Source organism: Larsenimonas suaedae (assembly GCF_023712105.1).
Taxonomy (GTDB): Bacteria; Pseudomonadota; Gammaproteobacteria; order Pseudomonadales; family Halomonadaceae; genus Larsenimonas; species Larsenimonas suaedae.
Window position 1 is genome coordinate 641,775 of record NZ_JAMLJI010000001.1, and the last position, 25,049, is coordinate 666,823.

Consider the following 25,049-nt stretch of genomic DNA (forward strand, 5'->3'; position numbering starts at 1 on the left):
GATATTTTTTTGCCAACCTATAATGTATTCCTTATAACCAAGTAGGCGGGTAAGCGTCATGTCGCGTGTCAACTTATTGAATAGACTGACTTTCAGGCAGCTTCAGGTCTTCCAGGCCGTCTATCGCCAGCAGTCCTATTCCCGCGCGGCCGAGCAACTTGGCCTGACTCAGCCGGCCGTGAGCGCCCAGATCCGCCAGCTCGAACAGGCACTCGAGCAGTCCCTGTTCAAATACGCCGGCAAGACACTCCATGTGCTTCCTCCCGCCGATGCCCTTGCCAATTCCGTCAACGCCATCTTCGGCGAAGTGTCCAATCTTCAGATGGAGCTTTCCGAGCTGGTCGGAAAGATTCGAGGCGAGCTCAATATCGCGGCCGTCAGTACCGCACAGTACGTCGTTCCCCACCTTTTGGCCCGCTTTCGTGCACGCTATCCGGAAGTTCAGGTGCGCCTGCGCGTCGTCAATCGCGGCCAGGCGCTTGAACGTCTGGCGGAGCGACGCGACGATCTGGTCATCATGGGCATGGTGCCGGACGACCGAAACCTGACCTTCATGCCGATTCTCGATAACGAACTGATCCCGGTGGTTTGGCCCGGTCATCCCCTGATGACCAGCGCCAGACCCACGCTCGAGGACTTCGCCCGTTACTTCATCCTGATGCGTGAGCCCGGCTCCGGCACACGCATCGCGTTCGAGGAGTTTGCAACGCGTGAACGGGTGTCGCTGTCGCATACGCTCGAACTCGGTGCCAACGAGGCCATCAAACAAGGCGTCATGGCGCACCTGGGCGTTGCTGTACTGCCGCGCCTTGCGGTCGCGCTCGAACTGAGCTCGGGCCTTCTGGCCTCGCCAGAGCTTCCGGGGTTTCCGCTCAGACGCTCCTGGTGCACGGTCTATCCCAAGGACCGTTACCCCACGCCTGTGACCGAACTGTTTTTGCGCTTTCTGCATGAGATCCTGCCAGAGCTCAACGCGCACTTTCGCTCACCGCAGGTGGCCAAGCTCGGGCCGAGCTTTTTATGCACTCCCTGATTGCAGGGGCTCCGTGCGCTCTCTAGGCTAGACTCACCCTAACAACAACTCGAGGAGTGCCCATGAAAGCGCTTACGACTTCTGGTGCCGAACACGTCGACGCTGGCGCCTTCGCGCGATCAACGCTCGATACGCCATCGTGTGCAGTCGGCGAAGTATTGGTGCGCATCGAGGCAGTCTCGGTCAACCCGGTCGACACCAAGGTGCGGGCCGGCCATCTCACGCCCATCGACGCACCGATCGTGCTCGGCTGGGACGCTTGCGGTGTGATTGAAGCCGTGGGTGATGGCATCGACCACTTTTCTGTCGGCGAGCGTGTCTATTACGCAGGCGATGTCACCAAGCCCGGCTGTAACAGCGAGCTTCAGTGCGTCGATGCACGCCTGGTGGCCAAGGCCCCAACCCGACTCGACCCGGTCGAAATCGCGGCACTGCCGCTAACCTCGCTGACCGCCTGGGAAGGCCTGTTCGATAAGCTCGCCCTCGAGGAAGGCGCCAACAGTCACGCCGGAAAGCGGATTTTGGTGATCAATGGGGCAGGCGGCGTCGGCTCCATGGTGATCCAGCTCGCCAAGGCGCTGACTGGCCTTGAGGTCATTGCGACCGCCTCGCGCACCATGTCTCGACAGTGGTGTGAAAGTCTTGGCGCCGACCGCGTGCTCGATCATCACATGCTTGATTCCGAGCTCGACCGCGCCGGCATCGAGACAGTCGATTATGTGTTCTGTTGCCACGATTTAACCGTCCACTGGGACACCATCGTCGAGCGCATCGCCCCGTTCGGCCAGATTCTGGCCATTGTCGAGGCCCATGACCCGCCCAACATCACCGCGCTTCAGACCAAGTCGGCCACGCTTCACTGGGAGTTCATGTTCACGCGCAGCATGTATAGCGCCGAGCCCGAGCGCCAGGGCCAGCTTCTGACACGCCTGGCAGCCCTTTTGGATGCGGGCACGGTACGGACTACCCTGGGGGAAATCATGGGCCCGCTCACTCCGGAAAACCTGGCTCGAACGCACAAGCGCCTGGAGGAAGGCCATACCATCGGCAAGCTGGTGCTGACCAAACTCCCTTGAGGCCCGTCAAGCGCTGCGTATACATGAAAACGCCCCGCAATTTTGCGGGACGTTTTCATGCAAGCCGAGGCAGCCGATGGGCCGAAACTCAAATATCAAATACTCAGGTTCGCGGGAGGGTCACCCCACGCTGCCCCTGGTACTTGCCGCCGCGGTCCTTGTAGGACACCGCGCACACCTCATCGGACTCGAGAAACAGCATCTGCGCCACGCCTTCATTGGCGTGAATCTTGGCCGGCAGATTGGTGGTGTTGGAAAACTCGAGCGTCACATGGCCTTCCCACTCAGGCTCGAGCGGCGTGACGTTGACGATAATGCCACAGCGCGCATAGGTCGATTTTCCCAGACAGATCGTCAGCACATTGCGCGGAATACGGAAATACTCGACCGTACGCGCCAGCGCGAACGAATTAGGCGGGATGACGCACGCATCGCCCTTGACGTCGACGAAGCTCTTGTCGTCGAAGTTCTTGGGGTCAACGGTTGCCGAGTGAATGTTGGTAAAGACCTTGAATTCGTCGGAGCAGCGAACATCATAGCCATAGCTTGAGGTGCCATAGGAGATGACACGCTGACCGTTGACCTGGCGCACCTGATCGTATTCGAACGGCTCGATCATCTGCTCCTGGGCCGCCATGCGACGAATCCAGTTGTCCGATTTAATGCTCATTGCGTTCCTTAACCTCTGGGCGCGCGCACCGTGCAGCGCGCCTGTACTTATTCAAAACTGCTTATTCAAAACCGCTCATTCAAAACCGCGTGTTCAAAGCCACTTATTCAAAGCTGATCGACGGACCGGAGGTCTGATCCCCTGCCGCATTCAGGCTGTCATCGATCTGATGGACGATGGATGAGAATGTCTCGAACGTGGTGCCTTCAGGGTCCGCGATGACGGTCGGCCGCCCACCGTCGGACTGTTCACGAATGGCAAGCGACAGCGGCAGTTGCCCAAGAAGCGGCGTCTGATACTGCTCGGCAATCCGCTGGCCGCCACCATCGCCAAAGATCGGCTCGTTGTGACCGCACTGAGAGCACACATGCGTACTCATGTTCTCGACCACCCCAAGGACCGGCACCTTGACCTTTCTAAACATCTCGATGCCTCGGCGAGCGTCCAGAAGCGCGATATCCTGAGGCGTGGTCACGATTACCGCTCCGGATACAGAGACCTTTTGTGCAAGCGTCAGCTGAATGTCGCCCGTGCCTGGCGGCATGTCGATGAACAGATAATCGAGCTCGCCCCACTGGGTCTGGTTCAGAAGCTGCTGAAAGGCACCGGAGACCATTGGCCCACGCCATACCATCGCGGTTTCGATGTCGGTCAGAAACGCCATCGACATCAATTTGATGCCGTGCGCCTCGATCGGCAGCATGGTTTTCTCATCGATGATCTTGGGGCGCGTATTGGCATCAACGCCCATCATCTGCGCCTGGCTCGGCCCGTAGATATCCGCGTCCAATACGCCGACCCGCTTGCCCTTGGCTGCCATGGCCAGTGCCAGATTGGCCGTGACCGTGGATTTCCCGACGCCGCCCTTGCCCGAGGCGACGGCCACGATGCGCTTGATCGATTCCGTCATGGCTTTCTCCTGGCCAATAGTGTTTATCGGCCGGGAGTATAACGCGCCCGCCCCACCAACGCCCATACGTGAGCGACGCCGTCATGTCACTCAGGCTTGGCGGCGAACTTGGCGCGAATGAAATCGCTGTGACTCAGAAAAAGCAGCGTGCTCAGCGTTCGAATACGCGCCTCCTCGAGCGGGTCGATCTCACCATCGGCGTAGGCAAGCGTCCACATGGCGCGAACCAGCTCGAATTTCTGCTCAAACGAGCAGTGCTCGTTGATCAGGCGCACGAACTGATAATGATCGACCGCCGCCTCGGACTCCTCACGCGCAAGCTCCATCAGCTCATCGAGCGCCTGCTCGTCCAGCGAGAAGCGCCGCTTCAACATTGCCTCCATGGCAACGATTTCGCTTTCGGCGATGGAGTGATCGGCGCGCACCACTTCGCAAAGAAGAGCCGCCGTTGCAAGCTCGAGCGAGATCTCGGTGCCACCACGCGCGTCACGCATAACGATCATCTGGTCGAAAAACCGCTGAATCTTCTGGAACATACCCCTACCTTGCGTTTGTTTTCGTTTGGCGTTGTTTTCCCGGCGCGGACCAACCTTACGCTTGCGGCCTCAACACGCTAGAATCACCGCTATTCCATATGGGGGTCATGCCCCTGTCTTCCTATCTTTGTTGTCCCTTGAGGCCCCATGACTGCGCGAAAGATTCTGGTAACCAGCGCCCTACCCTATGCCAATGGCTCGATTCACTTGGGCCACCTGCTCGAATACATCCAGACCGACATCTGGGTTCGCTTTCAAAAAAGCCGCGGCCATGACTGTCACTATGTTTGCGCCGACGACGCGCACGGCACCGCCATCATGTTGCGCGCCGAGCAGGAAGGCATTACGCCCCAGGCGCTGATCGACCGTGTTAATCAGGAACATCAGGCCGACTTTGCCCGCTTTCACGTCAACTTCGACAACTACTACTCGACCCACTGTGAGGAAAACCGTCTGCACAGTGAGCGCATCTTCAACGCTCTCGACGCCGCAGGCCACATCAAGACCCGCGACATCGAGCAGATGTTCGACCCCGAGCGCGAGATGTTTCTGGCCGACCGCTTCATCAAGGGCACCTGCCCGAAGTGCAAGGCCGACGATCAATACGGCGACAACTGTGAAGCCTGCGGTGCGGCCTACACACCAGCCGAACTGATCGACCCGGTCTCGGCCATTTCCGGCGCCACGCCGGTCGTCAAGAGCTCGACTCACTACTTTTTCGACCTGCCGGCCTTCGGTAAGTTTCTGGAGCAGTGGACCCGAAGCGAGGGCCGACTCCAGCCTCAGATCGCCAACAAGCTCCAGGAGTGGTTCGACGCCGGACTCAATCAGTGGGACATCTCCCGGGACGCGCCCTATTTCGGCTTCGAGATCCCGGGAGCGCCGGGCAAGTACTTCTACGTCTGGGTCGATGCGCCGATCGGCTATCTGGCCAGCTTCCAGAACCTGTGTGAGCGCGAGGGTCTCGAGTTCGACCGCTACTGGAACAAGGATTCCGACGCCGAGGTCTATCACTTCATCGGCAAGGACATCGTCTACTTCCACGCCCTGTTCTGGCCGGCCATGCTCGAAGGCGCCGGGCTCAGAACGCCCACGGCGGTCAATTGCCACGGCTTCGTGACCGTCAACGGCGCCAAGATGTCGAAATCCCGCGGCACCTTCATCAAGGCCGAAACCTACGCCGAGCACCTGAACCCGGAATACCTGCGCTACTATTTCGCGGCCAAGCTGACCTCAGGCGTCGACGACCTGGACCTCAACCTCGAGGATTTCGCCGCACGTGTAAATTCGGATCTGGTCGGCAAGGTGGTCAACATCGCCAGCCGCTGTGCAGGCTTCATCAAAAAAGCCGGCGGAACCCTTTCTGAGACCGTATCGGAACCCGAGCTGCTTGAGCGCTTCATCAGGGAAGGCGACGTCATCGCAGACGATTTCGAAGCGCGCGAGTTCGCCCGCGCCGTTCGCCGAATCATGGCGCTGGCCGATGAAGCCAACACCTACATCGCCGAAAAAGCGCCGTGGGCTCTAGCCAAGGAAGACGGCCGCGAGCAGGATGTCCTTGATGTTTGCTCCATGGGCATTCACCTCTTCCGCCAGCTGATCGTCTACCTGGCACCGATCGTTCCGACGCTTACCGACGACGCCCGTGCGTTTCTCAACCTGGAAAGCATTGACTGGGCAAGTCGCGAGCACTCGCTGGTCGGTCATACGATCAACAAGTTCAAGCCGTTGATGACCCGCGTCGAGCGTGAGCGTATCGACGCCATGATCGAGGCGTCCAAGGACGTGTTGATCGAAGAGCAGAAGATCAAGGACGGTACGAACAAGGCGACGCCGCCGCTCGATGACGACCCCATCAGCGAGGCGATCGATTTCGACGCGTTTTCCGCCGTCGACCTTCGCATTGCCTTGATCAAGCGCGCCGAAAGCGTTGAAGGCGCCAAGAAGCTTTTGAAGCTCACGCTCGATCTTGGCGGCCTCGAAAAGACCGTGTTCTCGGGCATCAAGGCGCATTACAGCCCGGAAGCGCTGGAAGGCCGGTTGACCGTCATGGTCGCCAACCTTGCACCGCGCAAGATGCGCTTCGGGGTATCTGAAGGCATGGTGCTGGCCTCCGGCGACGATGAAGGCATCTACCTATTGTCCCCAGACAATGGCGCCAAACCCGGTCAGCGCGTCAGCTAACCACCAGAACCACTACACTTAATGCCCCACCTGCCGATAACTTCAACCGGTGAATCATGGAGTTATCGGCAACATGGTCCTTTCTTTACGCAAACGGTTTCTGCTGCGTTTAAGCCTTCTGGGTGTGACGTCCATCGTCCTGCTCTACGTGGCGTCCTTTGCTCTGGTTCAGCCGAGAATGATCGCAGGCGAGACGCGTTCTGCCCACGCCAACCTCGACCGCATCACCCACCTGCTCGACTCCCGCATGTCGCACTTGAACGTCATCACGCGCGATTGGGCGCAATGGGACATGTCGGTAGAGTTCGTTGGAGGACGCATGCCAACCTATCCCGCCGTCAATTTCAGCGAGGCCATGCTCAAGGACGCGCAGCAGACGCTGATGGTGTTTTTCGACCAGCGGCAACAGGTTCGCTGGGTTGTGGGCATTGACCCGAGTACCGGCCAGTACACCTCCTGTGAAGGAGGAAAAGGCGCGTGCGCCTGGAGTCTTGAGCTCGTCAGACTGATCGACCGCCACCTTTCAAGCCAGCCGCCACGTTCCGAAAGCTGGCTGCTCAGTAGCCCCATGCCGGCCATAGTCGCCACCAGCCCGATTCTGACCACGGACGCCCGCGGGCCAACCCGAGGCTGGCTCGGCATCGTTCAATTACTCGATGAAAGCTGGCAGGAGCAGGCGAAAACCCAGACCGGGCTCCAGCTATCGATCAGGGCCGTGCCCAAGGCTTACCCGGGCCGAATGACCGTGACCCCTCACTCGACCACCATCAAACGCGACGCAAGCGACAAAATGACCGTCACACGGCTGATCAAGGCCTCGCCTGAGAGCGCCTATCTTGCCATCACGGCCATACTGCCCCGCACCGACTATCAAGGCGGCATCCGCGCACTGTTTGGCGTCACGGCAACGCTTGCCATCATTTTTATCCTGACGCTCATATCGGTCGCGGTGCTGCTTGAGCGGCTGATCATCAAGCCCATGCATACGCTAGGCACATACACTCAGACCCTTCGCCATCAGGAAGACCGTTTTTACCCGCTGCCAGAATCTCTTTTGAGTCGAGACGACGAAATAGGCCTTCTCGCCCGGGACGTACAGCGTCTGATCAACGAAGAGCGCACCCGAAACGTGACGCTCCTGCATCAGACTCGTACCGATGAGCTCACGGGGCTTGCCAATCGCCGCCAGTTCGAGGAGTGTCTTCAAAAGGCACTTGAACAGGCCCGCACGGCAGAAACCCCACTGTGCGTTTTGATGATTGATATCGATTTTTTCAAAGGCTACAACGACCATTTCGGCCACCCCGAGGGCGACCAATGCCTGCGCATGGTGGGTGATCTGATGCAATCCTGTTTTGCCGGTGGCGATGAACTGGCCGCACGCACCGGCGGCGAGGAGTTCATGGTGCTCCTGCCAAATACCGCCCTCGAACCCGCACGACAACGTGCCGAAGGGCTCATGCGCGAACTCGGTGAACGGCGCATCCCCCACCCCGGATCGCGGGTCAGCAAATACCTGACCCTGAGCATCGGATTGAGCATTCTGAAACCCGGGACCGAGCGCAGTCCGAAGGACCTGATCAAGGCAGCCGACATCGCGCTCTACGCCGCCAAGACCAACGGCCGCAATCGTGTAGTGACCGAGCACGGATTCAGGCCGAGCCTGAATGATCAATGACGGGTAAACGCGTATACTGGCCGCCTTTGAAACACAGACAGATTACCCCGCGCCATGAACGCAGCTATTGTTTTAATTGATGACATCGATGCGGTCCTGCCGCAAACCCAGTGCGGCAAGTGCGGTCACCCAGGCTGTCGCCCTTACGCGCGCGCCATTGCCGAAGGCGAGGCCATCAACAAGTGCCCGCCGGGCGGGCAGGCAACCGTCGCTCGTCTGGCAGATTTACTCGAGCTTGAAGAGCCGCCGCTCGCGGTCGACGCCGAAACGCCGCAGGTCGCGGTCATTCGCGAGGACGAGTGCATCGGGTGCACCAAGTGCATCAAGGCCTGTCCGGTCGATGCCATCGTCGGCGCCTCGAAGCAGATGCACACCGTCATCGAGCCTGAGTGCACCGGCTGTGAGCTGTGCATCGCGCCCTGCCCGGTCGACTGCATCGACCTTATCATCGACCCGGCATGGCAGGGCTGCGCTACCGAACACGAACAGCGCACCTTCCTCGACAGCCGCGCCGAGCTGGCGCGTCGACGCTATGAGGCCCACACCGCCCGGGAAGACGCTCGACGCACTCAAAGAAAACGCAGCCAAAACGCACGACAAGGTGACTCGACGCTAGCGACCGAGGCGGCAACACCTGCACTCGACCACTTGGACATGACCGATCTGAAAGCGGCCAGGGCGGCTGCCCAGGCCCGGCTAGGACGGTTTGAGCGTCAGCTCAAGCGCGTCGATGAGGCCGAGCGTCGTGAGCTTGAACACCGACACCGCGCAGCCAAGGCGTATCTCGGTGCCATCGAGCAACGTCTCGACGCTCTGAATGCGCCAACACAGATGGCATCGACCGAGCAGCAAGGCCCGAACCTCAAGCAGCTTCGCATCGCGCTCAAGGCCGCCGAAACCACCGAAAAGCAGGCTCAGAAACAATTGAAACGGCTCGAGATAAAGGGCACTGCCGAGCAGGCCGAGGCCGCGCGCGCGCAGCTTGAACGCGCGTACGCCAACACGGCAGCCGCCCAAAAAGCGCTCGAGCAGGCGGAGGCCATGACATGAATGCGGAAAAACGCCGCTTGATCTTCGAGCGCCTTCACGCCGAAAACCCGCACCCAACGACCGAACTCATGTGGTCGACGCCGTTCGAGCTCCTGGTGGCCGTGGCGCTGTCGGCGCAGTCGACCGACGTCGGGGTCAATAAGGCCACCGCGCAACTTTTTCCGGTCGCCAACACACCAGGCGCAATCGTTGAGCTCGGGCTCGACGGCGTCAAGGCCCACATCAAGACCCTTGGCCTCTACAACAACAAGGCCAAGAACCTGATCGCGATGAGCGAGCAGCTTTTAAGCAAGCATGACGGGAACGTGCCCGGCGAGCGTGCCGCGCTCGAAGCGCTCCCGGGCGTCGGGCGCAAGACCGCCAACGTGATCCTGAATACCGCGTTCGGCGAACCCACCATCGCGGTCGACACCCACATCTTTCGGGTCTCGAATCGCACAAAGCTTGCCCCGGGCAAGAACGTCAATGAGGTCGAGGCCAAGCTCAACAAGGTCGTTGCCAAGCCATTTCGCCAGAACGCCCATCACTGGCTGATCCTGCACGGCCGCTACACCTGCCTCGCCCGCAAACCGCGCTGCGGCAGCTGTGTGATCGAGGACCTGTGCGAGTATAAGGACAAGGTCGACCTTGACTGATCTCAGCCAAGACAAGCCTTACAACTCGAACAAACGCGGCCCCTGCTCATCGATCAGGCGGTGCGCCTTCTGACGAGTCAGCTCGATGCAGCCCTCACGGTCCGGCAGCATGTCAGAGCGCTCGAAGCGGTACGGCGCCTCGTCCGTTTCCGTTCGCTTGATCAACCCACTGACGCGAAACTGCCCTCCGACCGGCTGTGGCACCGGCACGATCCAGTAGCCGTTGTATTCCGTGGCCTCGGCCTCGGTCCCCGCAGGTGCTGCCTTTTCGCGGCCACCTGAAAGTGCGCTCAGAAGTCGTTTGAACATGGAAGGTACCTCACAAATAGTGCCTTGCTGTGATCGGAATCGAGAGAGCCTATCACGGATCGTGCTGAGTCACGCCGACATGATCGGTACACTGTAGGCCGCGTACAAGGAGACCCGCATGACCGAATTTTTCGTAGGCGCCCACGTCAGTGCCGCCGGTGGCGTCGAACACGCCGTCGAGCGCGCCCATGAGCTCAACGCCACGGCGTTTGCCCTGTTCACCAAGAATCAGCGTCAATGGGTCGGCAAGCCCTTGACCGACGACAACATCGAGCGCTTCAAGGCCAACTGCGCACGGCTCGGCTACACCCCCGACCAGATCCTGCCCCACGACAGCTATCTGATCAATCTGGGCCATCCGGAGGCGGACAAGCTCGAGAAATCCCGCGCCGCCTTTCTCGATGAGTTGCAGCGCTGCGAGCAGCTCGGACTCACGCGCTTGAACTTTCATCCGGGCAGCCACCTGCGCCAGATCAGCGAGGATGACTGCTTGAAACGCATTGCCGAGTCGGTCAATGACGCGCTTTCGCGCACTCACGGCGTTACCGCCGTGATCGAAAACACCGCCGGCCAGGGCAGTAACCTCGGGCACCGCTTCGAGCACTTGGCCCGGATCATCGAGCTGGTCGATGACAAGCGCAGGGTCGGGGTCTGCATCGACACCTGCCACGCCTTTGCCGCCGGCTACGATCTGCGAACGCCCGAGACGTTCAAGGCGACCTTCAGCGACTTCGAGGCGATCGTTGGTTTCGATTATCTGCGCGGCATGCACTTGAATGACGCCAAGGTGACACTTGGCAGCCGCAAGGACCGCCATCACAGCCTGGGCCAGGGGGAAATCGGCGCCGATGCGTTTCGGATGATCATGCAGGATGCACGGTTCAAGGGCGTACCCATGGTGCTCGAGACCGTCGACCCAAGCATCTGGCAGGATGAAATCGCCTGGCTCAAGGCCCAGCGTTACGGCGCACACTGAGCAGAGTCGCTCGTGCCTAGTCAGTGGCCTATACGCCCGGTATGCTGAGCGGCCCTCACCAGCAAGACTGAGCGTCTGCCATGCACGAAGATTCTTCGTTTTTCGGCGATGTGGGCGAAGCCATTGGCGCCGTCCTCAAAAGCCTGATCGACTTTCTGGCCAGTATCTGGCAGAACTTTTTCGGCGCCATCGACGATTTCATCGATGGCGTCACCCGCTCGCTCGGCATCAGCCCGTCGGTGTTCAGCATCGCGCTTCTGGTCATCGGGTTGATGTTTCTCTATGGCGCAGTACGCGCCTTCATGCGCGGCAGCATCCTCGGTGGCGCATTCAGACTCGGCATCGGTGTGATTCTGCTGAGCTGGCTGACCCAGTGACGCTGACTTCAGTACCTCAAACGCGCGAGGCGGGCCATGGCCCGCCTCGCGCGTTTCACGTCATGACCTACCGGCCAGATATCACGCGCTGGTCAGCGCCTTGTCCACCACTTCATAGACGTTGCGCGACAGCGGCTCGGCTTTGATCCGCTCGAGCTGCTCGAGCATCAGCGCGCGCCGGGTTTCGTCCAGTCGCTTGAAGCGCGTCAGAGGCAGTACCATGCGCGCCGCAATTTCCGGATTGAGCCGGTTGAGCTCGATGACGACATCGGCAAGCAGTCGATACCCCTGGCCGTCACGGCGATGGAAATTGACCCGGTTCTGATTGACAAAGGTCCCGATCAGGGCGCGAACGCGATTGGGGTTCTTGATCGAAAACGCCGGATGCGCCATCAGAAACCGCACCCGCTCCAGCGCGTCCTCATGCGGACGAGACACCTGGGTCGCAAACCACTGATCCATAACCAGCGGGTCGTGCGCCCAGCGCTCGCCGAAGGCGCGTATCGCCGGGTCGCCGATCGACGTATCGCCGGCGTGGGCGAGCTGGGTCAGCGCCGCACGTACATCGGTCATGTTGGCGTTGGCCTCGAACTGCCGGCGCGCGTACGCAAACGCTTCCTCTCGGCCGGACGCACACAGGTAGGCAAGCGCCACATTCTTGAGGCTTCGCTGGGCGATCTGATCAAAATCCGGCGCGTAGGCAGCGTCGCTTTGCTCCTGGGTATAGAGCGTCTCGAAGGCCTCGAACAGCGTGTCCCCAAGGCGTGCGATGGCAAAGCGGCGGGCCTGGTGGATGGCGTCGATGTCGACCGTCGTTTGCTGTTCGGCGATGAATGCCTCGGTAGGCAATGTCAGCATCTCGGCAAGCACCGCCTTGTCGCTGGCCGGCGTTTCAACAAGCGAGCGCACGGTCTCGACGAAGAACTCATCGAGCACCATCTCGTCACCGTGGCGGTAGGCCGCCATCAGTGTTTCGAGCTCCTTGAGCGCGAGCTGCTGCCCGGCGTCCCAGCGGTTGAAGCCGTCGCTGTCGTGGCGCATCAGAAACGAAAGCTGTTCTCGGGTCAGCGTCTGCCTGAGCTTCACCGGCGCCGAGAAGCCGCGCAAAAGCGAGGGCACCGGCGCGTGAGGCACATCCTCGAACACGAACTGCTTGGTCGACTCGTCCAGATTCAAGACCGTCGAGGAGCCGTGTGACTGCCCATCGATTACCAGTGCCATATCAGCGCCCTGCTCGTCCAGAAGCCCCATTTCGACCGGGATCTGAAGCGGCGCCTTTTCATCCTGACCAGGCGTTGCCGGCGTGTGCTGACTGAGCGTCAGCGTAAAGGTGCGCCGCTCGGCGTCATAGGCGCTGTCGACACTGACCTCGGGCGTACCGGCCTGGGAATACCAGCGCATGAACTGGGTCAGATCAAGGTTTGACACCTCCGCCATGCAGTCGACGAAGTCCTCGACCCGCACCGCCTGACCGTCAAACCGCTCGAAATAGAGATCGGAGCCCTTGCGGAAGGTCTCCCACCCGAGCAGATTGCACAGCATCCGCACCACTTCGGCGCCTTTTTCATACACCGTCAGGGTGTAGAAGTTGGAAATTTCGATGAAATGATCCGGGCGAACCGGGTGCGCGGTCGGGCCGCTGTCCTCGGCGAACTGAGCCGTTCGAAGCAGCGCCACATCCTCGATGCGCTTGACCGGCGCCGAATTCATGTCGGAGGAAAAGAGCTGGTCCCGGAAGACGGTAAAGCCTTCCTTGAGCGCCAGCTGGAACCAGTCACGGCAGGTTACCCGGTTGCCTGACCAGTTATGAAAGTACTCGTGGGCGACAATGCCCTCGATGCGCTGGAACATCGCATCGACGGTGGTATCCGGGTTGGCAAGCACGGCGGAGCTATTGAAGATGTTGAGCCCCTTGTTCTCCATGGCGCCCATGTTGAAGTCATCTACCGCAACAATCATGAACAGATCAAGGTCGTATTCGCGGCCGAAACGCTCTTCGTCCCAGCGCATCGAGTGCTTGAGTGCGGTCATCGCGAACGCGGTCTTGTCGAGGTTCTGCTGCTCGACCCAGATCTGAAGCGTGACCTCGCGCCCGCCTTGCGTCGTGAACTGATCCTCGATCTTCTCGAGATTGCCGGCCACCAGCGCAAACAGATACGCAGGCTTCGGGTGCGGGTCGTTCCAGGTCACGAAATGGCGACCGTCCGGCAGCTCACCGCGCTCGACCGGGTTGCCGTTGGCCAGAAGAATCGGTGTCGCCGCCTGATCCCCGATAACGGTGGTCGTGAACGTGGCCATGACGTCGGGGCGGTCCGGGTAGAAGGTGATGCGGCGAAAGCCCTCCGGCTCGCACTGAGTGCAGAACATGCCGTTGGACTGGTAAAGCCCCTCGAGAGCGGTGTTGCTGGCCGGCGCAAGCACTACCTCGGTATCGAGCCGAAAGCGCTCGGGCACGGTGTAAATCGTGAGTGCGCGGTCGGTCACCTCGAACTCACCGGGCTCAAGCGGCTGGCCGTCGATTGCCACGTGCTCAAGCGTCAAATGATCGCCATCGAGCACCAGCGCCGCGTCAGACGCCGTGCCCGGGGCGCGCGCGATCTGAAGCGTTGCCTGAACGCGGGTCGCGTCAGGGGCGAGGTCGAAGCGAAGCTCGGTGTGCTCGACCTGATAACGGGGCGGCTGATAATCCTTCAAATAAATCGCATGTGGCTCGGCCATGGGGCACTCCTTGATAAATCGTGCCCCAAGTGTACGACGCCACCTCAAACAAGGCCAAAGCGCGCCCGCGATTCATTTTACGCGCTCGCTCATTGGTCGAGGCCGGGTCACCAAAAACACCGCCACCGCCGCAAGTACCGCCCAGATCGAAAGCTTGAGCCACAAAATCGAAATCAATACGCCGACCCACACTGCCCCTACGGCCATGGCGGCCACCGCCATGATCTTGGCTCGCCTTGAGATGGCCCGCTCTTCTTCCCACTGGCGAATGTGCGGCCCGGCGAACCGATGATTTCGGATCCACTCGGCAAAGCGGGTCGAGCCCCTGGACGCACAAAAGACCGCCAGCAGCATGAACGGCGCGGTCGGCATGATCGGAAGCACCACGCCGATCACGCCGAGGGCGAAGCTCACGCCTGCAAGCGCAACCCACAGTCGCCGCATCCACATGGTTCTGTCCTCGTTCTCAGCATGAAAAACGCCCGCCCCCTTGGCAGGAGCAGGCGTTAAGACCACGGGTCGAGCGTGTCGTTCCGCTCAGGCCGTTTCAGTAGCCTCGAGCTGGATGGCCACACCAGCCTCCACCGCGCGGTTGACCGCCGAGAGCGCGGCTCTGAGCGAGGCGGTCACCGTGTCGCCGTCTTCGGCCATGCCAGCAAAGCGCTGACCGTTGACGTTCAACTGAACAAAGGCCACCGCGACGGCGTCGCTGCCTTCGCCGAGGGCGTGTTCGCTGTAATCGACCACATTGACGCTGACGCCGGAGCTTCGCTGGAACGCGTCCATGAACGCCGACATCGCACCATTACCCTCACCCTGAATCGAGATGACGCTCGATTGACCGTCGCCATGCACGTTCAGTCGTGCGCTGAGGCTTTCGGCGTCTTCACGGTCGACCCGGTAGCCGGTCAGCTCGAACGGCGAGCACTGGATAAAGGTCGATTCCAGCACCTTGCGGATCGAGTCGCTCGAGAGCTCGCCAACCACCTTTTCGCTTTCCTGCTGCACATGAGGCGCCAGTTCAAGCGTCATCCAGCGCGGCATGCTGATGCCATGGTCACGCTCGAGCAGAAACGCCATGCCGCCCTTGCCGGACTGCGAGTTGACGCGAATCACGGCCTGATAATCGCGGCCCAGATCGTGCGGGTCGAGCGGCAGGTAGGCCACCTGCCACGGCTCATCCGGGCGCTGTTTCTTGAGGCACTTGCTGATCGCGTCCTGGTGACTGCCCGAGAACGCGGTATAGACCAGCTCGCCCACCCAGGGGTGGCGCGGATGCACAGGCAACTGGGTGCATTCGGTATAGACCTGGATGATCTCATCGGGGTTGGACAGATCCAGCTCCGGATCGACGCCCTGGCTGTAGAGGTTAAGGCCAAGCGTGACGATGTCCATGTTGCCGGTACGCTCACCGTTACCCAACAGCGTGCCCTCGACGCGGTCGGCGCCCGCCATCAAGCCAAGCTCGGCGGCTGCCGCCGCACCACCGCGATCATTGTGCGTGTGCAGGGAAATCAGCGCACAATCACGGTTTTTCATGTGGGTAATGAAGTATTCGATCTGATCGGCAAAGTGATTGACCGGGCCGATCTCGACGGTCGCCGGCAGGTTCAAAATGCACGGGCGCTCGGGAGTGGGCTGCCACACGTCCATCACGGCTTCGCAGATCGCGACCGAGAAGTCGACCTCGGTGCTGGTAAAGCTTTCCGGCGAGTATTGGAAACGCCAATCGACGTCGGGATAGCGTTCGGCGTAGGCCTTCACCCAGGTTGCACCCTGAACCGCGATCTCGGTGATGCCGGCCTGATCCTTTTCGAATACGCGTTCGCGCTGGGCGACAGACGTTGAATTATAGACGTGCACGATGGCGCGCTTGACGCCTTCCAGCGCCTTGTAGGTCTTCTCGATCAGATGCTCGCGGGCCTGGGTCAGCACCTGAATGTAGACGTCATCGGGAATCTGGTCTTCCTCGATCAACCAGCGCACGAAATCGTAATCTGGCTGGCTGGCGGCGGGAAAACCGACCTCGATTTCCTTGAACCCGACCTTGACCAGCAGCGCCCACAACGCTTTTTTCTGTTCGACGCTCATCGGCTCGAGCAGCGCCTGGTTGCCATCGCGTAGGTCGACGCTTGTCCAGAGCGGCGCCTTGGTGATCTGCCGGTCCGGCCATTGACGGTTCTTGAGACCGACCGGAGCGACGGGCTGATACTTGCGATGATCGAACGAGGGTGCGGATGATGCGTTCATGGTCGATGCCTTAGATAAAAGGGTTCAGGGTAGAAACCAGCTCCGAGCCCTCAGGCTCGGAGCGCGTCGCTGCCGTGAATTGGCAGCACCTCGGACAGGATACGTCCTTGTCGGCTGGAACGCAGCGTCGGATAGACGGTGCGTCTGCGGCGAAGGCCGCGACTCGCTTGTGACGATGGATACAAGTCTAGGCCATCGAAGCCCTTATTTGATTGCGAATTTAATGGCCAAAGGCGAACATATTGGCATATAAATCCACTTAACCATCACAAGATAACAGGAAATTGCGCATCATGGCTCCAGAGCTTCCCGTCGCCCTTGACCGCTTCGATCGACAGATTCTGAGCGAGTTGCAAACCAACGGCCGCATCAGCAATCAGGAGCTTGCCGACCGCATCGGGCTCTCGCCCTCGCCGTGTCTCAGGCGCGTACGCGCGCTCGAGGCGGCCGGCTTTATCGAAGGGTATCGGGCGATGGTCGATGCCAAACGGCTGGGCTATGGCATGACCGTGATCCTGCACATTGCGATGGACAAGCACACCGATGAGCGCTTTGCCAATTTCGAGCGTGCGATTCGAGCCATTCCGAACGTTCAGGAATGCTTGATCATTACCGGCCAATCGGCGGACTTTCAGCTCAAGCTTTTGGTGCAGGATATGGAGGAGTATGAAGCGCTGCTGCTCAAGACGATCAATCGCATCGAGGGCGTGACCGCCTCGCACACCAGTTTCGTGCTGAGAAAGGTCTTCGATCGCAATATCGTGCCCACCGCATCGGGGTGAGCACGCCAAGGTCATGCTCGACTTAAGCCGATACGACCTAGTTCTGAACCGACAGTACGGCGCCGCCATCGACGCGGACGTTGCTGCCATTGATGTAGGAGGCGCGCTCGGAGACCAGAAAGGCAATGGTACTCGCCACTTCCTGCGCCTTGCCGCGGCGTTTTTGCACGATGCCGGGGCGCTCTTCTTCCAGAAAGCTTTCGATCGCCTCCTCGACGCTCACACCAAGTTCCTCGGCGCGCTTTTCCATCATGCCATCGGTCATTGGCGATTCAACAAAGGCCGGCGACACGGTATTGCACAGGACGCCGTGCGCGGCTTCATCGTAGGAGAGGTTCTTGATGAACGCCGACAGCGCCGCCTTGGAGGCGTTATACACCGCCTCTTCCCAATACGGCTGTACGGCGTTTTCTGACGAGATGCAGATAAACCGGCCCCAGTTATTGCGTCGAAGCTCGGGCATCGCCGAGCGCGCAAGTCGCACAGACGACATGAAATTAATCGTCCAGCAGGTGTCGTAATCCTCATCCTTGAGCTCAAGCGGGTGCCCTTTCGCCCCGGTTACACCGGCAGTATGCACCACGATATCGAGCTGACCGAAGCGGTCAGTGGCGGTCTTGACCAGCGCATCGAGCGCGGCGGGGTCGGTCACATCGGCTGCCACGCACAAAGGATCACCCTTGAGCGCGCATGCGTCGCGCTCGAGCGCGTCGATTTCGAGATCCGAAAGCACCAACGTCACCCCTTCTTCAGCCAGAATGCGCGCAGTTTCAAAACCGATGCCGTTGGCGGCGCCGGTGATCAAGGCCACCTTGCCTGTCAGTCCCAGATCCATGGGAAACACTCCTAGAGTTATGTTTGAACCGATCAAGCATAGTGCAGATTCCCACGTGACACAGGGCAATCCACCTCATGCGTCAACGCCCATAGACCGCTAAGATAGGCACGAGACAAGAGGACACTCAATGACGCACACACGCTACGACGTTGCCATCATCGGCGGCGGCATGACCGGCGCTGCGCTCGCTCAGGCACTCGCCGACACCGACCTTACGATCGCCCTGATCGAGCCGGCGCCTCCGGCCGCCTTCGACCCGACCGCCGCACCCGATCTTCGAATTTCAAGCCTCAATCAATCGAGCTGCACATTTCTTGAGCGCCTTGGGGTGCTCGAGGCCATCAAGGCCAAGCGCGCCCACCCGTTCGTTCGGCTATCGGTGTGGGAAGAACTCGAGGGAGAGCGTCTCGCGCGGCGTCGGTGGAATCAGGCCACCTTTGATGCGCGCGACATTCAGCACGACCAGCTTGGCTATATGGTGGAAAACCGCGTGATTCAGCGGACGCTCTGGGACGCGCTCGAACATCGCCCGAATGTCGGCATTCACGCTCCGGCTCGCCTGGAGGCGCTCACGCTCGACCCCGACGGCGTTCGCATTACACTGGATGACGGCACCCATTTCGAGGCCTCGCTGGTCGTTGGGGCCGAAGGCGCACGCTCGAGCGTGCGTACGGCAGCCAATATCGAGGTCGACACCCGTCCTTACGGTCACAAGGCCATGATCGTGAACGTCCTGCTCGATGCGCCGCCGCTCGACATTACCTGGCAGGCCTTTACGCCGAGCGGCCCCCACGCCCTGCTGCCGCTGTTCAAGGCCGATGAGCACGGCCATCAGAGCTACGCCTCACTGGTGTGGTACGACGCGCCCGAGCGAATCGATACGCTGTCGGCGCTGTCGATGGAGGCACTCAAGGCGGAATTGGAAACGACCTTCCCGGGCGAATTGCCTGCGGTAAACGAGGTGCTGGGCTGCGGCAGCTTTCCGCTGGTTCGCCAGCACGCCACCCGCTACGTACAGGACCGCGTGGCCCTGATTGGCGACGCCGCGCACGTCATCAATCCGCTGGCAGGCCAGGGGGTCAATCTGGGCTTTCAGGACGTCGAGGCGTTGAGCGAGCTGATTCAGTCCGCGCGCAGCGCCGGCAAACCCTTCTGGGCGCAGCACGTCTTGAATGAGTACGCCTTGAAACGTCAATTTGCCAACCGGGTGATGATGTCGGCCATGGATGTGTTCTACCACGGCTTCAAGCATCAGGCGCTGCCGCTCAAGCTGCTGCGCAATGCAGGCCTTGCACTTGCCGAACGGGCAGGCCCCGGCAAGCGCAAGGTCATGGCCTACGCGATGGGGCTCAGTCGTCCTTAAGCGGGCGGTGGCGGCAGGCGGCGCTTGGTGCGGGCCGGCTCAGTAGAAAGAGCGCAACAGCTGCAAGGATGCCCACGCACAGCCAGAACGACCAGTGCAGGCCGATGTGCCAGTAAAGCAGCGACAGCGACAGCACCATACTGATGACGGCCACCACCTTGGCCGTCGTCGGCACCGCTCGCTCCTCTTCCCAGGCACGAATCAACGGCCCCGCCAGCCGGTTGCGTCGAATCCAGCGCTCGAAGCGTTTCGAACCGCGAGAGGCACAGATCACCGCCAGCAGAAAAAAATCGGTTGCCGGCAACAACGGCATCACGATGCCGACCACGCCGATGGCAAAACACAGTGCCGCAAGAACAATCCAGCAGACCCGTGGCAACCCCCAGCGTCGTGCCCCGGGTGGGTGCGTTTGTGGCGTATTCCCTCCGGACATGCCCTCTCCCATATCAAGAACAAGAATTATTATTGAATAATCCCCAACCAAATGGAATGCATGGCATCACCAGGTTTCATTGGCGGCGTACCTGAAACAATAAGTACCCTAGCCGTTCTACCTGGTTGACTGAATGGATCGCCACGATGGCTTATTGGGTTGTTTTCACGTTACTGGCCGCATCCTCTCAGGCCCTGCGCAACGCGTTTCAAAAGCGCCTGAGTGCGCATGTCGATGCCTATGGTGTCACCCTGGCCCGATTTCTCTGGGCCTGGCCGCTTGCGGCTCTTTACCTCGGCGCACTGTATCTGATCACACCGGCACCGCTGCCGACGCTCTCGACCGCCCTTGTCGGCTACATCCTCGGTGGCGCACTCAGTCAGATCGTGGCCACGGTCTTGATGATCACGCTGTTCAAGGAGCGAAGTTTCGCCATTGGCGTCGGCCTTGCACGCAGTGAGGCCCTGCTCGCGGCGATTTTGGGTGTGCTGGTCTTCGGGGCGACGCTTTCGATGCTCGGCTGGGCCGGCGTGGTGATCGGGGCCGTCGCGGTCTGGGTCATGAAAGGCCCCACTCAGGCAGGGGCACCGAGCGCTCGAACGGTTGCGCTTGGCCTTTCAAGCGGGCTGTTCTTCGCCTTTACAACGCTTGCGGTGCGCCAGGCCACGCTCACGCTGGATGCCCTACCGTTCACCCACGCAGCCGCCTGGGTACTCCTGGCCTCGATCGTGATTCAGGCAACGCTTTTGAGTCTCTGGCTTGGGGTAAAACGGCCGGACACGTTCATGACGCTGATACGCTCGCCCAAATTGAGCCTGCCGATCAGTATTGCCAGCTGCATCGGCTCGCTTGGCTGGTTCACGGCCGTCAGCCTTCAAACGGTGGCACTGGTGAAGACACTGGGCCAGGTCGAGGTCTTTTTCACGTTGCTGCTGGCGCGTCACTATTTGAAAGAGCCGTTCACGCGGCGAGATATTGCCGGGCTCTTATTGATCTCGGTCGCCGCGGTGCTGGTGCTCTGGGCCTAGCGGTGTCAGGAGCGCTCTGGGCCTAGCGGTGTCAGGGGCGTCAGCGGCTTGCTCATCTTCCACGCCGCGCAGCCATCGCTGTAATAGTCATCGAGCCAGGCCGTTCGCTCGAAACCAAGCCGTGCGTAGAGCGTGAGTGCGGCGTCGTTGTCGACGCGCACCTCGAGCACCAGCCGCTCAAGACCGAGTTCAAGAGCCCTGTCTTCGAGAAAGTCGACCAGGTCCTCGCCCAGACCGGCGCCGCGCGCCGAGGGATGCACGCACAGGGAATAGATGCGCCCGAGCCGCTCACGGGCGCGCACCAGAAGCGTTGCGTAGCCCGTGAGGTGGCCGTCTTGCTCGAATACGCCGGTCACGGCCTTGGCATGGCGGACCAGATAGCTGATCTGGCGGCGATTGAAACGATCGGCGCCCGGGCTGAAACAGGCCTGCTCAAGCGCCCAGAGCGCATCGACGTCATGAGGCGTCGCCGCTCGTAGTTGGCCGGTCATGATCAAGAATTCCTCGCGTTCGAAAAGGCCAAGTCTCGCCTGCGCCGAGGCGCCTGAAAAGCCGCGGATTCATGAAATTATTTCACGCACGCTCTGTTGTGTTTCTGGCACCGCTCTCGCACTCTTGCCCTGTTTTCTCTTATTGAACGACCAAGGAGTTCACATGTCCCGTCTTCGCATCGTGGTGGATCGACTCAGTGATTGGCGCCCGTTCTACCCAAGCGACGACGTGATTAGCGCCGATGAGTTTCTGGCAGAAACCGCTGACGCTCAGAGTGCGGCGCGGGCGACCCACGTCATCAATCTGTGCAACGACCTGAGCTACCTGGGTACCGGCTACTACGTGTCGCTTTTGGCCCAGGCACGAAACCAGCGCGTACAGCCAAGCGTCGATACCCTGAGCCAGCTTGAGCGCACGGAGCTGATGGCGCTGCGCCTCGATGGCCTTCAACGCTGGATGGACAAGCTCGCCCGCCAGACCGAGCTCGGCGAAACGCTGTCCCTGAAGCTCTTTTTCGGCCAGAGCGATCTCGAGGCGCTGGCCCCGCTCGGGCGGCGTCTGTTCGAGCACCTGCCGTGCCCACTCATGCATGTGGAGCTCGCCTACCATCACGGCCGCTGGCAGCTCGAGACACTCACGCCGCTGTCGCTTGACTCGCTGTCGCAAGAGGATGAAGAGCGCTTCGCCTCGGCGCTCAACCGCCACTCGAAGCAGGTATGGCGAACGCCCGCCGCGCGCAAGCGCTACCGGTTCGATCTCGCCATCCTGATCGACCCTCAGGAAGCGCTGCCGCCCAGCAACAAGAGCGCGCTGAAGGCGTTCATTCGCGCCGGGCGCAAGCTCGGCATCGATGTCAGCCTGATCACCCACCGCGACGAAGGGCGCCTTGCCGAGTTCGACGGCCTGTTCATTCGGGAAACGACCCGCATCGATCATCACACCTATCGGATGGCCAAGCGCGCCGAGCATGAAGGGCTGGTGGTGATCGACGACTCGGATTCCATTCTTCGCTGCACCAACAAGATCTATCTGCACGCGCTGCTCAATGAACGCCACGTACCGGCGCCGGGCGGGCACATCCTGTCGCGCAACGACAAAGGCATCAAGGCGCTTGCAGAGACGCTGAGTTACCCGCAGGTCCTGAAGGTGCCGGACGGCGCGTTTTCAAAAGGCGTCAGCAAGGTCCGTTCGCCCGACGAGCTTCTCGAACAGGCCGAGCGCCTGTTCAAGGATTCGGCGCTGTTGCTTTTGCAGGAATGGATGCCGACGGACTACGACTGGCGGGTCGGCATTCTCGACGGCGAAGTGCTGTTCGTGAGCCGTTACTACATGGCCCGCGGCCATTGGCAGATCTATGACCACTCGAGCGGGCGCACGCGAAGCGGCGGGTTCGAGACCATCGACCCGGTCGATGCGCCAACGGCGGTGCTCTCTGCCGCGTTAAAGGCCGCGCGCCTGATTGGACGCGGCCTGTATGGCGTGGATCTGAAACAACAGGCCGAGCGCGTGGTGGTGATCGAGGTCAACGATAATCCCAATCTCGATGCCGGCATCGAGGACGTGGTTCTCGGCCCGGCGCTCTACGAGCGGGTGATGCAGGTCTTTTTGAACCGAATGTTGGCCAGGCGCTAGCGCCTGGCCAGTCAAGTGAACAGGTCGCCGGTCTCGGCGACCGCAGTGCCCTCAGGCTCGATGCGAACGTTTACCTCGTAGCCGCCGAACTTCCGAACGTTCAGTACCCCGCTATCGAGCAACAGATATTGCCCCTTGATGCCCTCGAGTCGGCCATCCACGACCGCGTGTTTATCGAGGTTCCAGGTGGTGACCTTGGTGGGATAGCGCTCGATCGGAAAGGAAAGCGTCACCACCGGCTCGTCGACCAGCGTGATCGCCTCCGGCCCGGCGAAGGCCTTGAGCGCTTCGAGCTTCTCGGCGAGCTGCTCGAATAGCTCATCTCGAAGCGCTGGCAGATCGACCGGCGCCGGCGCGCCCTTGAGCATTTTCTGCCAGTTCGTCCGATCACTGACGCGCTCGCGCAGAAGCGCCTCGACAAAGCCTGCCTGCTGACGCGTAGCTACGCGGGCAATGATCAGTGCCTGGCTCGCGCCCTGATCGATCCAGCGCGTCGGAATCTGAGAAGGTTTGGTGATGCCGACCTTGGCACCGGAGGCGTTGGCCAGATACACCACGTGCGGTGCAAAACAGTGCGTCTCGCCCCATTCCGGCTCGCGGCAGGTGCCCAGATGGTAATGGCAGGTTTCCGGTTTGACGATACAGAGATCACACCGGGCAAGCCCCTTGAAGCAGGGGTAACAAAAGCCCTGGGCAAAGCTTTTTTTGGTGGCGCGCCCGCAGTGCAGACAAAAGATACGCCCGGTCGGCTCGATGCGAACGCGGGCGCCGAGCGCATTATCAAGCTCGAGGTGCTGCTCGCCCACGCGAAGCGTGTAATGCGCGGGCTCGGTTGCCGCCGCAGTGGGCATCTTGGACAGCACACCACAGGCGGCAACGGGGTTTTCCATGCTCAATTCACCCACGTGATGTTGTCATCGTCGCTCTTTTTCTTGTTCGAGCGATCGATGTAGCCGATGCGCGAGGCCTCGGGTATGTCGTGGGTGTGCTCGTAGTGGATGACCGCCTCCATGCACAGGGCAACCTGATCCTTGCTGAGTCGCGTACCGTCCGGCCATTTGCCCAGCTCGATCGCGCTCTTGAAGCGCTGATAAAGCTCAGGCGTCAGCTGCGCGGCTATCTTGTCAAACGTCATGTCACTCATCGTCTTCTCCGCGATTATCAGTGGGCTTACGGGCAAGAAGCGTTAGTTTACCGATAATGAGGCCGGCAAACAGCCCACCCAGGTGCGCCTCGTTGGCCACGTTCGGAAAGCCGATCGCACCGGCAAGGGGCGTCATGCACAGCACCATCCACCCCACCATGAAGAGCACCAGGGCCGTTGGCACCTCGAACCGGGAATCGGGCACGCGCGACCACAGCCAGACATACCCCATCAGTGCGTAGATCACGCCGGACATGCCACCGAACAGCAGCGTCCCGGTCAGGTACTGGGCAAGGTTTGCAAATACGCCCGAGGCGACGACGAGTGCGAGAAAGCGCAGCCGGCCCTGATACTCCTCGACCTGACGGCCGAAGTACCAGAGCCAGACCATATTGAACACCAGATGCATCCAGCCAAAATGCAAAAACACCGGCGAAAGCAGCCGCCAGAACTGCCCGGTCGCAAACGCCTGCGTTAGCGTACCGGCCTCAAGGCCCTGCGAGGTCAACGTCATTGGAACGATGGTGAAGGCCGTGATGAACTCAACGCTTGCCACGCTCATCATCACATAGATCAGCGCACAGAGGGCGATGGTCAGTGCGGTGAACGCCGCGCGCCGGAGCGCCTGACGGGCACTGTTACTGGCGGGTGGGTCAGAGCGCGTTTCGGCGTCGTGCTCGTCGAGTGTCAACGCCTGGCCGCTTCGAAAGCGCTCAGTGAGCGCAACGGCGTCATCAAGACGCGCCTCGTCCATCAGAAAGATCAGTTGCTGATCCTGCTCTTCGCGGTAGTGGTGATTGATGCGGTGCGCCCAGAGCGCCTGTCTGAGCGGTGAAATATCAATGTGCTCAGGAAACTGAAGTACCTTGGCCATAAACCCTATCCATTCGTTCAAGCCTTGAATGAGCCGGTCGTGCGATGGCCCAGGCGGTTAT

25 protein-coding genes are annotated in these 25,049 nt (G+C 60.7%); 12 read left to right on the forward strand and 13 right to left on the reverse strand.

Going from position 1 to position 25,049, the window contains the following annotated elements; translation table 11 throughout:
• Positions 1-58: 58 nt before the first annotated feature.
• Positions 59-1,033, forward strand: coding sequence for a LysR family transcriptional regulator (locus NAT49_RS03050; RefSeq protein WP_251590218.1), 975 nt, complete (start codon positions 59-61; stop codon positions 1,031-1,033).
• Positions 1,034-1,095: 62 nt separating this feature from the next.
• Positions 1,096-2,109 carry a zinc-binding alcohol dehydrogenase family protein gene (locus tag NAT49_RS03055; RefSeq protein WP_251590219.1) on the forward strand — a complete coding sequence of 338 codons (1,014 nt, stop codon included), beginning with the start codon at positions 1,096-1,098 and terminating at the stop codon, positions 2,107-2,109.
• Between the two features lie 103 nt (positions 2,110-2,212).
• Here the strand turns inward: NAT49_RS03055 and dcd are convergent, their stop codons facing one another.
• The 3 genes from dcd to NAT49_RS03070 form a co-directional block, all read right to left on the reverse strand.
• On the reverse strand, positions 2,213-2,779 hold the full coding sequence (gene dcd, locus NAT49_RS03060; protein WP_251590220.1) for a dCTP deaminase: 567 nt from the start codon (positions 2,777-2,779) through the stop codon (positions 2,213-2,215).
• 103 nt (positions 2,780-2,882) lie between these two features.
• Complete coding sequence (gene apbC / locus NAT49_RS03065; RefSeq protein ID WP_251590221.1) at positions 2,883-3,689, reverse strand: iron-sulfur cluster carrier protein ApbC; 807 nt, start codon at positions 3,687-3,689, stop codon at positions 2,883-2,885.
• Positions 3,690-3,775: 86 nt separating this feature from the next.
• Positions 3,776-4,225, reverse strand: a complete 450-nt coding sequence (locus tag NAT49_RS03070; protein WP_251590222.1) for a tellurite resistance TerB family protein — start codon at positions 4,223-4,225, stop codon at positions 3,776-3,778.
• Positions 4,226-4,372: 147 nt separating this feature from the next.
• On the opposite strand from NAT49_RS03070, the gene metG reads away from it, so the two are divergent.
• From metG to nth, 4 genes are all read left to right on the forward strand, one after another.
• On the forward strand, positions 4,373-6,409 hold the full coding sequence (gene metG / locus NAT49_RS03075; RefSeq protein ID WP_251590223.1) for a methionine--tRNA ligase: 2,037 nt from the start codon (positions 4,373-4,375) through the stop codon (positions 6,407-6,409).
• A gap of 73 nt (positions 6,410-6,482) precedes the next feature.
• A complete protein-coding gene (locus NAT49_RS03080; RefSeq protein WP_251590225.1) occupies positions 6,483-8,087 on the forward strand; it encodes a sensor domain-containing diguanylate cyclase in 1,605 nt (534 codons plus the stop codon).
• Positions 8,088-8,141: 54 nt separating this feature from the next.
• Entirely contained in the window at positions 8,142-9,137 is a 996-nt protein-coding gene (gene rsxB, locus NAT49_RS03085) for an electron transport complex subunit RsxB (RefSeq protein WP_251590227.1), read from the forward strand.
• Positions 9,134-9,772 (forward strand): endonuclease III, encoded by a 639-nt coding sequence (gene nth / locus NAT49_RS03090; RefSeq protein ID WP_251590229.1) that lies wholly within the window; start codon positions 9,134-9,136, stop codon positions 9,770-9,772. Before rsxB ends, nth begins: the two co-directional genes overlap by 4 nt.
• Before the next feature lie 18 nt (positions 9,773-9,790).
• Here nth and NAT49_RS03095 read toward each other — a convergent pair whose 3' ends face one another.
• On the reverse strand, positions 9,791-10,081 hold the full coding sequence (locus NAT49_RS03095) for an HlyU family transcriptional regulator (protein WP_251590231.1): 291 nt from the start codon (positions 10,079-10,081) through the stop codon (positions 9,791-9,793).
• Between the two features lie 118 nt (positions 10,082-10,199).
• Here NAT49_RS03095 and nfo point away from each other — a divergent pair, with 118 nt between their 5' ends.
• A complete protein-coding gene (gene nfo, locus NAT49_RS03100) occupies positions 10,200-11,057 on the forward strand; it encodes a deoxyribonuclease IV (RefSeq protein WP_251590233.1) in 858 nt (285 codons plus the stop codon).
• A gap of 80 nt (positions 11,058-11,137) precedes the next feature.
• Entirely contained in the window at positions 11,138-11,434 is a 297-nt protein-coding gene (locus tag NAT49_RS03105; protein ID WP_251590235.1) for a hypothetical protein, read from the forward strand.
• Positions 11,435-11,515: 81 nt separating this feature from the next.
• On the opposite strand, the gene pepN is transcribed toward NAT49_RS03105, so the two are convergent.
• From pepN to leuA, 3 genes are all read right to left on the reverse strand, one after another.
• Complete coding sequence (pepN, locus tag NAT49_RS03110; protein WP_251590236.1) at positions 11,516-14,152, reverse strand: aminopeptidase N; 2,637 nt, start codon at positions 14,150-14,152, stop codon at positions 11,516-11,518.
• Between the two features lie 72 nt (positions 14,153-14,224).
• Positions 14,225-14,602, reverse strand: coding sequence for a YbaN family protein (locus NAT49_RS03115; RefSeq protein ID WP_251590237.1), 378 nt, complete (start codon positions 14,600-14,602; stop codon positions 14,225-14,227).
• 87 nt (positions 14,603-14,689) lie between these two features.
• Positions 14,690-16,402 (reverse strand): 2-isopropylmalate synthase, encoded by a 1,713-nt coding sequence (leuA, locus tag NAT49_RS03120; RefSeq protein ID WP_251590238.1) that lies wholly within the window; start codon positions 16,400-16,402, stop codon positions 14,690-14,692.
• Between the two features lie 293 nt (positions 16,403-16,695).
• Here leuA and NAT49_RS03125 point away from each other — a divergent pair, with 293 nt between their 5' ends.
• Positions 16,696-17,184 (forward strand): Lrp/AsnC family transcriptional regulator, encoded by a 489-nt coding sequence (locus tag NAT49_RS03125; protein WP_251590239.1) that lies wholly within the window; start codon positions 16,696-16,698, stop codon positions 17,182-17,184.
• A gap of 37 nt (positions 17,185-17,221) precedes the next feature.
• On the opposite strand, the gene NAT49_RS03130 is transcribed toward NAT49_RS03125, so the two are convergent.
• Positions 17,222-18,019, reverse strand: a complete 798-nt coding sequence (locus NAT49_RS03130; RefSeq protein WP_251590240.1) for an SDR family NAD(P)-dependent oxidoreductase — start codon at positions 18,017-18,019, stop codon at positions 17,222-17,224.
• A 130-nt stretch (positions 18,020-18,149) separates the two neighbouring features.
• On the opposite strand from NAT49_RS03130, the gene NAT49_RS03135 reads away from it, so the two are divergent.
• On the forward strand, positions 18,150-19,385 hold the full coding sequence (locus NAT49_RS03135; protein WP_251590241.1) for an FAD-dependent monooxygenase: 1,236 nt from the start codon (positions 18,150-18,152) through the stop codon (positions 19,383-19,385).
• On the opposite strand, the gene NAT49_RS03140 is transcribed toward NAT49_RS03135, so the two are convergent.
• The gene (locus NAT49_RS03140; RefSeq protein ID WP_251590243.1) at positions 19,372-19,818 is read right to left on the reverse strand and encodes a YbaN family protein; all 447 of its coding nucleotides are present in this window, start codon (positions 19,816-19,818) and stop codon (positions 19,372-19,374) included. The genes NAT49_RS03135 and NAT49_RS03140 overlap by 14 nt on opposite strands.
• A gap of 146 nt (positions 19,819-19,964) precedes the next feature.
• Between NAT49_RS03140 and NAT49_RS03145 the strand changes: the two genes are divergently transcribed.
• Entirely contained in the window at positions 19,965-20,846 is an 882-nt protein-coding gene (locus NAT49_RS03145; RefSeq protein ID WP_251590245.1) for a DMT family transporter, read from the forward strand.
• 5 nt (positions 20,847-20,851) lie between these two features.
• Here the strand turns inward: NAT49_RS03145 and NAT49_RS03150 are convergent, their stop codons facing one another.
• Entirely contained in the window at positions 20,852-21,337 is a 486-nt protein-coding gene (locus NAT49_RS03150; protein WP_251590247.1) for a GNAT family N-acetyltransferase, read from the reverse strand.
• A 163-nt stretch (positions 21,338-21,500) separates the two neighbouring features.
• On the opposite strand from NAT49_RS03150, the gene NAT49_RS03155 reads away from it, so the two are divergent.
• A complete protein-coding gene (locus NAT49_RS03155; RefSeq protein WP_251590250.1) occupies positions 21,501-22,970 on the forward strand; it encodes a RimK family ATP-grasp domain-containing protein in 1,470 nt (489 codons plus the stop codon).
• Between the two features lie 11 nt (positions 22,971-22,981).
• Here the strand turns inward: NAT49_RS03155 and NAT49_RS03160 are convergent, their stop codons facing one another.
• Genes NAT49_RS03160 through NAT49_RS03170 form a run of 3 tightly spaced genes read right to left on the reverse strand, consistent with a single transcriptional unit; the run spans position 22,982 to position 24,988 of the window.
• On the reverse strand, positions 22,982-23,860 hold the full coding sequence (locus NAT49_RS03160; RefSeq protein ID WP_251590252.1) for a DUF2797 domain-containing protein: 879 nt from the start codon (positions 23,858-23,860) through the stop codon (positions 22,982-22,984).
• A 2-nt stretch (positions 23,861-23,862) separates the two neighbouring features.
• Positions 23,863-24,114 carry a YeaC family protein gene (locus NAT49_RS03165; protein ID WP_251590253.1) on the reverse strand — a complete coding sequence of 84 codons (252 nt, stop codon included), beginning with the start codon at positions 24,112-24,114 and terminating at the stop codon, positions 23,863-23,865.
• Entirely contained in the window at positions 24,107-24,988 is an 882-nt protein-coding gene (locus tag NAT49_RS03170; RefSeq protein ID WP_251590254.1) for a rhomboid family intramembrane serine protease, read from the reverse strand. Before NAT49_RS03170 ends, NAT49_RS03165 begins: the two co-directional genes overlap by 8 nt.
• Positions 24,989-25,049 lie beyond the last annotated feature (61 nt).